This is a genomic window from Polymorphum gilvum SL003B-26A1, assembly GCF_000192745.1.
GTDB lineage: Bacteria > Pseudomonadota > Alphaproteobacteria > Rhizobiales > Stappiaceae > Polymorphum > Polymorphum gilvum.
The window spans coordinates 2848337-2860558 of sequence record NC_015259.1; the positions used below are offsets into that span (position 1 = coordinate 2848337).

The 12222-nt window shown below is 69.3% G+C and carries 13 protein-coding genes; 5 read left to right on the top strand and 8 right to left on the bottom strand.

The annotated features are described in order from the left end of the window. The first annotated feature begins 25 nt into the window (after window positions 1-25). Complete coding sequence (locus SL003B_RS13430) at window positions 26-616, top strand: DUF6653 family protein (RefSeq protein ID WP_083812092.1); 591 nt, start codon at window positions 26-28, stop codon at window positions 614-616. Here SL003B_RS13430 and speB read toward each other — a convergent pair. The 5 genes from speB to ilvD all read right to left on the bottom strand — a co-directional run bounded on the left by speB (window position 613) and on the right by ilvD (window position 5432). Further along, window positions 613-1572 carry an agmatinase gene (speB, locus tag SL003B_RS13435; RefSeq protein ID WP_013653401.1) on the bottom strand — a complete coding sequence of 320 codons (960 nt, stop codon included), beginning with the start codon at window positions 1570-1572 and terminating at the stop codon, window positions 613-615. The two genes, SL003B_RS13430 and speB, sit on opposite strands and share 4 nt — an antisense overlap. A 278-nt stretch (window positions 1573-1850) precedes the next feature. Continuing rightward, the gene (gene rpsI, locus SL003B_RS13440; RefSeq protein WP_013653402.1) at window positions 1851-2327 is read right to left on the bottom strand and encodes a 30S ribosomal protein S9; all 477 of its coding nucleotides are present in this window, start codon (window positions 2325-2327) and stop codon (window positions 1851-1853) included. Window positions 2328-2329: 2 nt separating this feature from the next. Beyond that, window positions 2330-2794, bottom strand: a complete 465-nt coding sequence (rplM, locus tag SL003B_RS13445) for a 50S ribosomal protein L13 (protein ID WP_013653403.1) — start codon at window positions 2792-2794, stop codon at window positions 2330-2332. A 208-nt stretch (window positions 2795-3002) separates the two neighbouring features. Then, on the bottom strand, window positions 3003-3428 hold the full coding sequence (locus SL003B_RS13450; RefSeq protein ID WP_013653404.1) for a PaaI family thioesterase: 426 nt from the start codon (window positions 3426-3428) through the stop codon (window positions 3003-3005). Window positions 3429-3587: 159 nt separating this feature from the next. After that, the gene (gene ilvD / locus SL003B_RS13455) at window positions 3588-5432 is read right to left on the bottom strand and encodes a dihydroxy-acid dehydratase (protein ID WP_013653405.1); all 1845 of its coding nucleotides are present in this window, start codon (window positions 5430-5432) and stop codon (window positions 3588-3590) included. Window positions 5433-5656: 224 nt separating this feature from the next. Between ilvD and SL003B_RS13460 the strand changes: the two genes are divergently transcribed. After that, window positions 5657-6667, top strand: a complete 1011-nt coding sequence (locus tag SL003B_RS13460; protein ID WP_013653407.1) for an LLM class flavin-dependent oxidoreductase — start codon at window positions 5657-5659, stop codon at window positions 6665-6667. 28 nt (window positions 6668-6695) lie between these two features. Here SL003B_RS13460 and SL003B_RS13465 read toward each other — a convergent pair whose 3' ends face one another. Continuing rightward, on the bottom strand, window positions 6696-7604 hold the full coding sequence (locus SL003B_RS13465) for a methylenetetrahydrofolate reductase (protein ID WP_049792590.1): 909 nt from the start codon (window positions 7602-7604) through the stop codon (window positions 6696-6698). A gap of 79 nt (window positions 7605-7683) precedes the next feature. Continuing rightward, a complete protein-coding gene (locus SL003B_RS13470; RefSeq protein ID WP_013653409.1) occupies window positions 7684-9066 on the bottom strand; it encodes a hypothetical protein in 1383 nt (460 codons plus the stop codon). 235 nt (window positions 9067-9301) lie between these two features. Here SL003B_RS13470 and SL003B_RS13475 point away from each other — a divergent pair, with 235 nt between their 5' ends. Then, window positions 9302-9757: a hypothetical protein gene (locus SL003B_RS13475; protein ID WP_013653410.1), complete on the top strand. Its 456-nt coding sequence runs from the start codon at window positions 9302-9304 to the stop codon at window positions 9755-9757. 13 nt (window positions 9758-9770) lie between these two features. Here the strand turns inward: SL003B_RS13475 and SL003B_RS13480 are convergent, their stop codons facing one another. Next, window positions 9771-10235: a MarR family winged helix-turn-helix transcriptional regulator gene (locus SL003B_RS13480; RefSeq protein ID WP_013653411.1), complete on the bottom strand. Its 465-nt coding sequence runs from the start codon at window positions 10233-10235 to the stop codon at window positions 9771-9773. Window positions 10236-10370: 135 nt separating this feature from the next. Here SL003B_RS13480 and SL003B_RS13485 point away from each other — a divergent pair, with 135 nt between their 5' ends. Together SL003B_RS13485 and SL003B_RS13490 are read left to right on the top strand one after the other, a co-directional pair. Continuing rightward, the gene (locus SL003B_RS13485) at window positions 10371-10799 is read left to right on the top strand and encodes an organic hydroperoxide resistance protein (RefSeq protein ID WP_013653412.1); all 429 of its coding nucleotides are present in this window, start codon (window positions 10371-10373) and stop codon (window positions 10797-10799) included. 108 nt (window positions 10800-10907) lie between these two features. Beyond that, complete coding sequence (locus tag SL003B_RS13490; protein ID WP_083812093.1) at window positions 10908-12122, top strand: lytic murein transglycosylase; 1215 nt, start codon at window positions 10908-10910, stop codon at window positions 12120-12122. Window positions 12123-12222: the final 100 nt, after the last annotated feature.

The window sequence follows — 12222 nt, forward strand, 5'->3', positions numbered from 1 at the left end:
AGGACGGCCGCAACGCGGATCCCGCATGCAGAACGCACGACCCCTCAGGCACGACGCCCCGGCGCCGGCGGTGACGCCGCCGGCGCAGATGCGCTGGCTCGGCATGACCGCACGGGTGTGGCAGCGCCACGCCAGCGGCTGGAGCGTGTGGACGCGTTTCGCCACCCTGCCCTTCCTCCTCGCGGCGATCTGGAGCCACGTGTGGATCGGTACCGCCGGGGCGGTCACGGCGGTCGCCGCCGTCGCCGTCTGGCTGTGGCTCAACCCGCGTCTGTTCCCGCCGCCCCGGCGCACCGACCGCTGGCACGTGCGCGCCACCTTCGGCGAGCGGGTGTGGCTGAACCGGATGGCCGTGCCGATCCCGCCGGCCGAGGCCAGGGCGGCGCTGGCGCTGTCGCTGGTCACCGGCGCCGGGTTCCTCGCCGCCGTGTGGGGCGCGGCGGAGACCAACCTGCTGACGACCGCGACCGGGCTCGTCGTCACCTATGTCGGCAAGCTCGCCTTCCTCGACCGCATGGTGCGGCTCTACGAGACGATGAAGACCGCCCACCCACTGTACAAGGCCTGGTCCCAGGTGCCGGTCAACGACAACCGGCGCGGCGGCACGCGCCGCTAGGCTTTCCCCTTCCGCTCCGCCAGCAGGCCGAGATAGTGCTGGGCGATGGTCGCGCCGGCGATCGAGGTGATGTCGGCGTGGTCGTAGGCCGGCGCGACCTCGACCACGTCGCCGCCGACGAAGCCGACGGTGCCGAGCCGACGCAGGATCATCAGCGCCTCGCGCGAGCTGAGCCCGCCGGCGACCGGCGTGCCGGTACCGGGCGCAAAGGCGGGGTCGAGGCAATCGATGTCGAAGGTCATGTAGGCCGGGGCGTCGCCGACCCGGTGGCGGATGCGCGCGACGACGCCGGCAACGCCGAGGTCGTGCACCTCCTCGCCGAAGACGATCTCCAGGCCGCAGGTCTCCGGCGCATGGGTGCGGATGCCGATCTGGATCGAGCGGTACGGGTCGATCAACCCCTCGCGCACGGCGCGGCCGACGAAGGTGCCGTGGTCGATGCGGTCGCCCTCGTCGTTCCAGGTGTCCTGGTGGGCATCGAACTGGACCAGCGCCAGCGGCCCGAAACGGGCGGCATGGGCCCTGAGCAGCGGATAGGTGACGAAATGGTCGCCGCCGATGGAAAACAGATGCACGCCGGCGTCGAGGATCTCGCGCGCCTGGGCCTCGATCTGGCCGGGGATCTCGGTGTGGCGGCCATAGTCGAAGGAGCAGTCGCCGTAGTCGACCACGGCGAGATGCTCGAACGGGTCGGTGTGGAAGGGATATTGCGGGTCGCCGTCGAAGATCGCCGAGGCGCGGCGCACGCCCTGCGGGCCGAAGCGGGCGCCGGGACGGTTCGACACCGAGGCGTCGAAGGGAATGCCCCAGACCGCGGCGTCGACGCCGGCGAGATCGCGCGTGTAGCGTCGGCGCATGAAGGACAGCACGCCGCCATAGGTCGGCTCATGGGCGCCGCCCTTCAGCTGCTTCTTGTGGATCGCCTCGTCGGTCGGGCGCGGACGGATCGGGGACATGGGGCTCCTCGCGATGGGCTCTAGACGTCTGGTCGCACCAGATGACGATACGCCGGCGTTTCCATCAAGCCTTCTTCGCTGCCGAAGAGCGTGAAGACATCCTCGTCACGCGTGTCCTTCACCGTCGCCTTGTCGCATGCTATCGCCCTGCATGCGCAAAGCCTTAAGGGTTCCGATGTCCCGGCAATCCGTTTCGCGCCTCCGCTGCCGGTCCCGTCACAACGAAAGAACCCGCCGGATCGCTCCGGCGGGTCTTGATTTCGGCCGAGACCGAAGGATCAGCGCTTGGAGAACTGGAAACTCCGGCGCGCCTTGCGCCTGCCGAACTTCTTGCGCTCGACGACGCGGCTGTCGCGGGTCAGGAAGCCTTCCTTCTTCAGGATGGCGCGCAGCTCCGGCTCGTAATAGGTCAGCGCCTTGGAGATGCCGTGGCGCAGGGCGCCGGCCTGGCCGGACAGGCCGCCGCCGGTGACGGTGGCGACGATGTCGTACTGGCCGTCGCGGTTGGTCAGCATGACCGGCTGGCGCAGGATCATCTGCAGCACCGGACGAGCGAAGTACTCGGTGAAGTCCTTCTTGTTGACCATGATGCGGCCGGTGCCGGGCTTGACCCAGACGCGCGCGATGGCGTCCTTGCGCTTGCCGGTGGCATAGGCACGGCCCTGGCTGTCCAGCTTCTGGACATGCACGGGCGCTTCGGGAGCGGCCGGAGCGACGGCGCCGCCCAGCTGTTCCAGGGATTGCAGCTCAGCCATGCTCAAGCCCTCCTGGCGTTCTTTTCGTTGAAGCTCTTGACGTCGACCAGGGTCGGCGTCTGGGCCTCGTGGGGATGGGTCGGACCGGCGTAGACCTTGAGGTTCTTCAGCTGCTTGCGGGACAGCGGACCGCCCGGCATCATGCGCTGGACGGCCTTCTCCAGGACGCGCTCGGGGAAGCGGCCCTCGATGATGGCGCGCGCGGTGCGCTCCTTGATGCCGCCGGGATAGCCGGTGTGCCAGTAGTACTTCTTGTTCTCGTACTTGCGGCCGGTGAGAACCACCTTGTCGGCGTTGACGACGATGATGTTGTCACCGCAGTCGACATGCGGCGTGAAGGTCGGCAAGTGCTTGCCGCGCAGATGGTTGGCGATGTAGGCGGCGAGACGCCCCACGACCATGCCTTCCGCGTCGATCAAGATCCACTTCTTCTCGACCTCCGCCGGCTTGGCAGAATAGGTCTTCATGATGCTGATCCGTGACTGGTCAGGTGAAAACTGGACGGCGCAGGGTGGGACGGCAAAGCGCCGCGCCCCGTGCCGCGCGTTCGGATGGGGTGATACGCGCTTGCGCACGCACCGTCAAGGCAATTCGTTCGCGCAACGTCAAAAATAATTCAAGGATTTCAATTGTTTATAAAAACGGTATCATATTACCGCAAAACAGTAGGGCTTTTCACCGCGGCGGAACGGAATAGGTCGCGGTGGCGTGGGCGACGAGGTCGATCTCGCCCTCGCCGGCGATGCCGCATTCGGTGACCGCCAGGCGCTTGCCGAGCTTGAGAAGCCGGCAGGTGCCGATCAGGTCGCCGGGCTCCGGCTTCCTGAGGAAGTTGATGGCGAGGTTGGTGGTCACCGCCAGCGCGACGGGACCGATGTGGGCGAGGATGACGACATAGGCGGCGAGGTCGGCGAGCGCCATCATCGAGGGCCCGGAGACGGTGCCGCCGGGGCGCAGGTGGCGCTCGGAGGCGGACAGGCGCACGACCGCCTCGCCGGGCGCGATGCGCTCGACCGCGTAGACCCGGCCGCCGTCGTGGATCTGCGGGAACTCCCGGTCCAGAAACGCCGTCACCTCGTCGACCGTCATCACCGGCTGCATGCGCGCCCTCCCCTTTTCCCCGCAGCGGGCCCGCTCGGACCCACCCTTCTTCCGCTTACGTAAACGGCAAACGCCCACCAGCGCAAGGCCAGGCGGACGCGAAAAGCGGCGGGATCGCTCCCGCCGCTCGAGGCCTCGCGTATCAGAAAGGACCGCGCCTCACTTGACCTCGCGCACCGCGCCCTTGGAGGCCGAGGTGGTCATGGCCGCGTAGGCGCGCAAGGCCGCGGTGACCTTGCGGGTCCGCTTCTCGGCGGGCTTCCAGGCGTCGGCGCCCTTCGCCTCCATGGCGGCGCGGCGCCGGGCGAGTTCGTCGTCGGACAGATCGACCTTCATCACCCGGTTGGGGATGTCGATGACGATGGTATCGCCTTCCTCGACCAGGCCGATGGCGCCGCCCTCGGCGGCTTCCGGCGAGATGTGGCCGATCGACAGGCCCGAGGAGCCGCCGGAGAAGCGGCCGTCGGTGATCAGCGCGCAGGCCCTGCCGAGCCCCTTCGACTTCAGGTAGCTGGTCGGGTAGAGCATTTCCTGCATGCCCGGACCGCCGCGCGGGCCCTCGTAGCGGATCAGCACCACGTCGCCCGGCTTGATCTTGCCGGTCAGGATCGCGGAGACGGCCGAATCCTGGCTCTCGAAGATGCGCGCCGGGCCGGAGAAGGTCAGGATCGACTCGTCGACGCCGGCCGTCTTCACGATGCAGCCGTCCTCGGCGATGTTGCCGAACAGCACCGCCAGACCGCCGTCCTTCGAATAGGCATGGTCCTTGTCGCGGATGACGCCCTTGGCGCGATCGAGGTCGAGATCGTCCCAGCGGCGCGCCTGCGAGAAGGCGGTCTGCGTCGGCACGCCGCCCGGCGCGGCGCGGTAGAATTCGTGCACGCTGTCGGAATTGGTCTGCTTGACGTCCCAGCGCGCCAGCGCCTCCTGCATCGAGGCGGAATGGATAGTCGGCACCGAGGTGTCGAGCAGGCCGGCGCGGTCGAGTTCGCCGAGGATGCCGAAGATGCCGCCGGCGCGGTGGACGTCCTCCATGTGGATGTTGGCGACCGCGGGTGCGACCTTGCACAGCACCGGCACCTGGCGCGACAGCCGGTCGATGTCGGCGATGGTGAAGCCGACCTCGCCCTCGAAGGAGGCGGCGAGCAGGTGCAGGACCGTGTTGGTCGAGCCGCCCATGGAAATGTCCAGCGTCATGGCATTCTCGAACGCCTTGAAGCTCGCGATGTTGCGCGGCAGGACGCTGTCGTCGCCCTGCTCGTAGTAGCGCCTGGCCAGATCGACGATCAGGTGGCCGGCCTCGACGAACAGGCGCTCGCGGTCGGCGTGGGTGGCGAGCGTCGAGCCGTTGCCCGGCAGCGCCAGGCCCAGCGCCTCGGTCAGGCAGTTCATCGAGTTGGCGGTGAACATGCCCGAGCAGGAGCCGCAGGTCGGGCAGGCGTTCTGCTCATAGGTCAGCACGTCGGCGTCGGTGACCGTGTCGTCGGCGGCGGCGATCATGGCGTCGATCAGGTCGACCGCCTTGGTCTCGCCGGTCGACAGCACCACCTTGCCGGCCTCCATCGGGCCACCGGAGACGAAGACGACCGGGATGTTGAGCCGCATGGCAGCGTTGAGCATGCCGGGCGTGATCTTGTCGCAATTGGAGATGCAGACCATAGCATCGGCGCAATGGGCATTGACCATGTACTCGACGCTGTCGGCGATGATCTCGCGCGAGGGCAGAGAATAGAGCATGCCGTCATGGCCCATGGCGATGCCGTCGTCGACCGCGATGGTGTTGAATTCCTTGGCGACGCCGCCGGCTTTCTCGACCTCGCGGGCGACCAGCTGGCCAAGGTCCTTCAGGTGCACGTGGCCGGGCACGAACTGGGTGAAGGAATTGGCGATGGCGATGATCGGCTTGCCGAAGTCGCCGTCCTTCATGCCGGTGGCGCGCCACAGGCCGCGCGCGCCGGCCATGTTGCGGCCATGGGTGGAGGTTCTGGAACGATACGGGGGCATTGTCCGACTCCCTCAAGTCTGTTCTCGGCCGGCGCGTCCGCCCGCCGTCGCATCGTGCGGATACGTGCGATGATAGTCAGGATGTGGCAGGTTTTGAAACCGGGCGAAAGGGCGGTTTGCGGGAAAAGAGTACGCTGCGGTACGGTTTTGCCGGAGATGTCGGCTTCCCTTCCCGTTGCCGAGCCTTATGTTGATCCTCGACCGTCCTCATCCAGCGAAATGCCATGATCCCGTTTTCCGTCCTCGACCTGTCGCCGATCCCGGAAGGCTTTACCGCCGCCGACGCGCTCGCCAACACGCTCGATCTCGCCCGCCACGCCGAAAGCCTGGGGTTCCGGCGCTACTGGCTGGCCGAGCACCACAACATGCCCGGCATCGCCAGCGCGGCGACGGCGGTCGTGATCGGCCACGTGGCGGCGGGCACGAAGACCATCCGGGTCGGCGCCGGCGGCATCATGCTGCCCAACCACGCGCCACTGGTGATCGCGGAACAGTTCGGCACGCTGGCGACTCTCCATCCGGGGCGCATCGACCTCGGTCTCGGGCGGGCACCGGGGACCGACATGGCGACGGCGCGCGCGCTGCGGCGCAGCCTCGAAGCGAGCGACGACTTTCCCGCCGACGTGGCCGAACTGATCGGTTATCTCGGCGACGCGGCGCCAGACGCCCGCATCCGCGCGGTGCCGGGCACGGGCACCAGGGTGCCGGTGTGGATCCTCGGCTCCAGCCTCTACGGCGCGCAGCTTGCCGCCCATCTCGGCCTGCCCTACGCCTTCGCCTCGCATTTCGCGCCGCAGGCGCTCGACCAGGCGGTTGCGCTCTACCGGGCCCGGTTCCAGCCTTCCACGCATCTCGACCGGCCGCAGTTCATGATGGCGATCAACGTCTTCGCCGGAGAGAGCGACGCCGAGGCGCTTCATCTCAAGAGCTCGATGCAGCAGGCCTTCGCCAACCTCAGGACCGGACGGCCGGGTCCCCTGCCCCGTCCGGTCGCAGACATCGGCTCGGTGCTCGACCCAATGCTGCTGGCGATGGTGGAGGAGGCGCTGAGCGTATCGGCGACGGGTGCGCCCGCAACGGTGCGGCAGAAGCTCGTCGCGCTGATCGCCCGCTACCGGCCCGACGAGGTGATCCTGACCGGGCAGATCCACGACCACGCGGCGCGCAAGCGATCCTTCGGGATCGTGGCCGAGATCCTGTCGTCGGCGGAGTTCGCCCGCCTGATCGCTGCCTGATCGCTGCCTGATCGCTGCCTATCCAGGGTCAGGCCGTCCAGCCGGCGCGCGCGGTGCGCGCCGCCTCGCCCGCCCAGGCGGCGGCCTTGACCAGACCGCCGAAGCCGTAGACGTGGATCTGCAGCGGGCCGCTGCGGTGGTGCGGACGCAAGCCGGCGTCGAGACCGGCGACGATCGGGTCGGGCGTGCCCGACGAAAGCAGCCGCGTGGCGGTGCGGGCGTGGCGCATGGGCAGGTCGACCCAGCAGCGCAGGGCGACCTTCATCAGGGTCGCCGCGCTGGCCGGGCCAGCCAGGCCGATGCGCACCGGCAGCGCCGGTTCGAGGCGGCGCAGGCCGTCGAGCCAGCGCAGGATGCGCTCGGCATCGAAGCAGAACTGGCTGACCAGGAAGGGCGCGCGGCCGGCGTCGCGGATGGCGTCGAGACGGCTGCGCAGGGACCGCTCCAGATCCGCGTCGGCGACGAAAGGATGGCCCTCGGGATAGCCCCCGATGCCGACCGACTGAAGCGGCGCGGCACGGAACGGCGCGCTTTCGATCAGATCGAGGCTGGAGGCGAAGGGGCCGCGGGCGGCATCGATGTCGCCGGCGATGACCAGCACCTTGCGCAGGCCGATGTCGCGGCAGGCGGTCTCGAGCAGATGGCCGAGTTCCGCCTCGCTGGCGAACTTGCGCGCCGACAGGTGCAGCACCGGCTCGAGGCCGGCCGCGCGGACCAGACGGGCGGCGGCGATCTGTTCGTCGTGCGGGATGCGCGGCAGGGCGCTGAGCAAGACATCCGTGCCGGGCGGGACCAGCGGCGCCAGGGCGGCGATGTCGGCCGCAGTCGGCGCGGTCGCCTCCAGCGACCAGGGCGCCAACCAGAGCGGGCCGCGCAGCGGCGCGCAGGCGCTCTGGACCTCGTCGATCGTCCGGCTGCGGATTTCGGTCACCGGCATCCCTCCCTGTTGTCCTTGCCGCGTCCCCGCCCCGTGCGTTCCATCCCGGCGGTCAGTTCCGGGCGGCAGCCTCTCCGGTTCAGTCCCTGCGGCGCGAGATCGCGTAGGATTCGTCGAAGAACCACAGGCCGCCGTGGTCGCGCAGCACCGCGCGGGTGGCGTCCAGATAGCGGCCGTCGCGGGTGGCCTCCTCGAGCCGCTCGTCCTCGACCTGCGCGACATAGACGGCGGCGTTCCAGGCGGCGAACAGCGTGGACGTGCCGATCGAGCTGCCGACCTCGCTGGGCAGCGTGTGCATGTCGTAGCGGAAGATCGAGCGCTTGTCGGAATAGGCGTTGAAGTTGAAATGGCGGGCGTCGGGACCGAGATCGGCCTTGACCGCGCGCAGGATGTCGTGGCGGTCGGTGCGGAACGGGTCGTCCTCGGGCCAGACCCGGCGCACGATCTCCATGCCTGGATCGTGGCCGTAGGAATGGATGCCGATCAGCCGGCCGCCGGGGCCGAGCGCGCGCGCCAGCGGGGCGACCACCTTGGCGGCCTTGAACCCGGCCGAGGCGCGCGCCCGGTAGGGCTGCGAGGCGACGACGAGGTCGTAGTCTGCGCGCGCCGCGCCGAGCTTCGGGATGACCGGGTCGAGCAGGAACCGATGATCCTCGCGGTAGAGCACCAGCACGACCGGCCGGTCGTAGATCGGATTGCCGGACCTGGAGATGCGCGCCTGCCAGTTGTCGGCCAGAAACGGTTCCAGGTCGGCGATCTGGCGCTGGAAATCGTGGGAGGAGTCGCCGCGCAGGACGCATTCCTTCCACACGAAGCTGCCGGCGGCCCGCGCCGAGCGCGTCGTCAGCCAGGGCGCCTCGGAATAATAGAGGTTGGTCAGCACCAGCACGGTAGCCGGATGCTCGAAGAAGCGGTCCGGCATCTTGTCGAGCGTCAGGCGCACGTCCTCCAGGCTGATCTCCTTGCCGACGATGTAGAACGGCATGGTGGCGAAGCGGTGGTGCATGGCACGCATGACGCGCGACAGCAGGGTGCCGTCGCCGACGCCGGCGTCGAACAGGCGCACCGCCGGCGGACGCGGATGGATGTTGGCCAGTTCCAGCGCGACCCGGTCGGCGGCGACCTGCTTTTCGCCGCAGGTGTTGACGAACAGCAGGTATTTCTGCCGGTTGTCGAAGAAGCGGAAGTTGGTGTCGAGGTCGGCCGCCTCGCCCGCCCCGGCGACGGGAGCCGCAGCGGCGCGGGTGCCGAGCAGGACCGAGCGCGCGGCCGGGTCGGTCGACGGGTGGGCGGCGATGAAGGCATCGATGCGCTCGAGCGTGCGCGCGCTGATGCGGCCGCCGTTGCGGATGCGCCCGACCAGCTTGCCGTCGTTGACCGCCAGTCGGCCGAAGGTCGTCTCGGCCATGCCCGCCGCCCGGCAATAGCCGGCTATCTCCTCCAGTATGCGGGATCGTTCCATGCCGCGCCCTGCCCATGCGCTATTGTCGTGCCGTCCCAACCGAACACTAGGGGCCTGGCACAGCCTTACAAACCATAAAACATCCCATTGCCCTTCGTGGGATTTTTAGTGGGATTCTTGCCCTATCCGCCGCGGGCGGACGTTAACGCCTCGGCACCGCGCCTGCGCTAGACTGGCCGCGATCCAGGCGCGCCACGCGATGCCCGCCGCGGTGCCTCAACGGAAAGGGCCGACCATGATCGGGAAGACGCTCACGGGCCTTGCCATGGCGCTGGCCGCCGCGGCCGGCGGATCCGGCGGCGCAAGTCGGGGCGCGCTGGCGCAGCCGGTCGACTGCCACGCCTACGCGATGGACCACGCCGACCGCTTCACCGGCGACGGCGATACCGTCGGCGCGGCGATCGAGGGCGGCATGGAGGGGGCGGTCGCCGGCGGATCGTGGGCGGGGCCCGGCGGCGCGCGGCGCGGCGCGCGCACCGGTGCAGCCCTCGGGGTGCTCGGCACGATGGGCGCCGACCCGCGCGTCTGGCAGGGGCTCTACGACACCGCCTACCAGTCCTGCCTCGCGCAGCAGAGGGCCGCCGGCGGATCGGGCGGAACGTCGGCGTCCGGCTGCCGGTCGAGCGCGACCGTATCGTCGGGCTCGAGCGGAACGGTGTCGACGCGCTCGGGCGGCGGCGACTGCCGGTAGACGGCAGCCGCGCTCAGGTCGGCGTGGCGGCGGCTTCCAGGGCGTCGCGCAAGCGGGCGATCTCGCCCTGAAGGCGAACGATGTCGGCAACACTCAGACCCATGGCGGCGACCAGACAGGCCGGGATGTCCTTCGCCTGATCCTTCAGCGCCCGGCCCATGCCGGTCAGGCTGACGCGCACCTGGCGCTCGTCCTTCGGATCGCGGGCGCGGCGGACGTGGCCCATCGCCTCCAGCCGCTTGATCAGCGGTGTCAGCGTGCTCGATTCCAGATGCAGCCGCGCGCCGAGCCCGCCGACGGTCTGGCCATCCTGCTCCCATAGCGCGACCATGACCAGGAATTGCGGATAGGTCAGGCCGAGCCGGTCGAGCAGCGGCTTGTAGGCCCGGTTGAAGGCATGTCCCGCCGAATAGATCGCGAAGCACAGGAAATTGCCGAGTTTCAGGACGTCGGCGGATGGCGGCAGGGTGTCGGACATGTCGGTCTCGTCAATGGCGCTTCCCGGAAAATAAATCGCACGCGATCCAATCGCAAGCGCTTGACATGGCCGGACCGTAAGCAGATATAGGCTATGCGATTAAATCGTGTGCGATACTTATTCAAGGAGCCTACCATGACCGTTTCCGTCCTCTACACCACTTCGGCGCGTGCAACCGGCGGCCGCGACGGCGCCGCCAGGAGCCTCGACGGCACGCTCGACGTGCGACTGTCGACACCGAAGGAACTTGGCGGTGCGGGCGGCGACGGCGCCAATCCCGAGCAGCTGTTCGCCGCCGGCTATGCCGCCTGCTTCCTGAGCGCGCTGAAGTTTGTCGCCGGCCAGGACGGCATCCGGGTGCCGGCCGACGCGGCCGTCACCGCCAGCGTCGGCATCGGTCCGCGATCTGCGGGCGGCTTCGGCCTGACCGTGGCGCTGGAGATCGCGCTGCCCGGCCTCGACGCCGACGCGGCCGAGGCGCTGGTCGCCCGGGCACACGAGGTCTGCCCCTATTCCAACGCGACGCGCGGCAACATCGACGTCGGCCTGACGCTCGCCCGCTAGGCAGGCGTGGGCTCGGGACGCCCGATGCGAAAAAGCGGTGCCGCGTGGTTGACTTCGCGGCACCGGGCACCGTCAACTGTCGTCTCCAGACAGATCGACGGAGTGACCATGACGCGCCGCGCCCTTCTTGCCCCGTGCCTCGCCCCGTGGCTCGCCCCATGCCTCGCTCTCGCCGGCGGCCTGTTGCTCGCGAGCCCCGCCCCGGCGGCGCAATGCGGCGGCGATTTCCGCGCCTTCCTGGCCGGCGTGAAGGCCGAGGCGGTCGCCGCGGGCCTGTCGGCACAGGCGGCGGACGCCACGCTTGCCAACGCCCGGATCGACAAGACGGTGCTGAGCCGCGACCGCGCCCAGGGCGTGTTCAAGCAGACCTTCCTGGAGTTCTCCAAGCGCTCGGTCAACAGCTACCGACTCAAGCACGGCGCGGCCAACATGACGAAATACGCGTCGGTGTTTGCGCGCGCCGAGGCGAACTACGGCGTGCCGGCCGCGGTAATCACAGCCTTCTGGGCGCTGGAGACCGATTTCGGCGCCGTGCAGGGCGATTTCAACACCGTCAACGCGCTCGCCACCCTCGCCCACGACTGCCGCCGACCGCACCTGTTCCGCCCGCAGTTGATCGCCGCCATCCACATGGTGCAGAACGGCGACCTCGACCCGGCGCGCACCACGGGCGCCTGGGCGGGCGAGATCGGCCAGGTGCAGATGCTGCCCGAGGACATCATCCGCTACGGCGTCGACGGCGACGGCGACGCCCATGTCGACCTGAAGGCTTCCGCGCCCGACGCGATCCTGACCGCGGCCCGCTTCATCCAGAGCCTCGGCTGGCGACGCGGCGAGCCTTGGCTGCAGGAAGTCAGCGTTCCGGCCGACTTCCCCTGGGCCGAGAGCGGCCTTGCCACGACGCGACCGGTCGGCGAGTGGGCGCGGCTCGGCGTCACCGCCCGCGCCGGATCGCTGCCTCCGGGCGCGCTCGCCGCCTCGCTGATCCTGCCGCAGGGGCGCAAGGGGCCGAAGTTCCTCGCCTATCCGAACTTCGCCGTATACCTGAAATGGAACCAGTCGTTCGTCTACACAACCAGCGCGGCCTATCTCGCCACCCGGCTCGCCGGGGCCGCGCCCTATGACGCCGGGTCGCCCGAGCCGGGCCTCGCCGACGCCGAGATGCGGCTGCTGCAGCAGAAGCTCCAGGCGCGCGGCCACGACGTCGGCAAGATCGACGGCATCCTTGGCTCCGGCACGCGCGCGGCGGTACGCGCCGAACAGTTGCGCCTCGGCCTGCCCGCCGACGGCTGGCCGACCGCCGCCCTGCTCGGGCGGCTTTAAGGGGCTGACCCAAAACCTGCTCCTTGTCATCCCTGCCTGCGCAGGGACGACAAGCGGGTATGGCAAGGCCTTGAGCGTCAGCCTCCGGTCGGTGCCGGAT

Coding starts and splice junctions, on each gene's coding strand:
- rplM (WP_013653403.1), bottom strand. CDS start 2,794: ATGAAGACCTATTCTGCCAAGCCGGCGGAGGTCGAGAAGAAGTGGATC.
- SL003B_RS13460 (WP_013653407.1), top strand. CDS start 5,657: ATGATCCCGTTTTCCGTCCTCGACCTGTCGCCGATCCCGGAAGGCTTT.
- SL003B_RS13470 (WP_013653409.1), bottom strand. CDS start 9,066: ATGGAACGATCCCGCATACTGGAGGAGATAGCCGGCTATTGCCGGGCG.
- ilvD (WP_013653405.1), bottom strand. CDS start 5,432: ATGCCCCCGTATCGTTCCAGAACCTCCACCCATGGCCGCAACATGGCC.
- speB (WP_013653401.1), bottom strand. CDS start 1,572: ATGTCCCCGATCCGTCCGCGCCCGACCGACGAGGCGATCCACAAGAAG.
- SL003B_RS13485 (WP_013653412.1), top strand. CDS start 10,371: ATGACCGTTTCCGTCCTCTACACCACTTCGGCGCGTGCAACCGGCGGC.
- SL003B_RS13465 (WP_049792590.1), bottom strand. CDS start 7,604: ATGCCGGTGACCGAAATCCGCAGCCGGACGATCGACGAGGTCCAGAGC.
- SL003B_RS13430 (WP_083812092.1), top strand. CDS start 26: ATGCAGAACGCACGACCCCTCAGGCACGACGCCCCGGCGCCGGCGGTG.
- SL003B_RS13490 (WP_083812093.1), top strand. CDS start 10,908: ATGACGCGCCGCGCCCTTCTTGCCCCGTGCCTCGCCCCGTGGCTCGCC.
- SL003B_RS13475 (WP_013653410.1), top strand. CDS start 9,302: ATGATCGGGAAGACGCTCACGGGCCTTGCCATGGCGCTGGCCGCCGCG.
- SL003B_RS13450 (WP_013653404.1), bottom strand. CDS start 3,428: ATGCAGCCGGTGATGACGGTCGACGAGGTGACGGCGTTTCTGGACCGG.
- SL003B_RS13480 (WP_013653411.1), bottom strand. CDS start 10,235: ATGTCCGACACCCTGCCGCCATCCGCCGACGTCCTGAAACTCGGCAAT.
- rpsI (WP_013653402.1), bottom strand. CDS start 2,327: ATGGCTGAGCTGCAATCCCTGGAACAGCTGGGCGGCGCCGTCGCTCCG.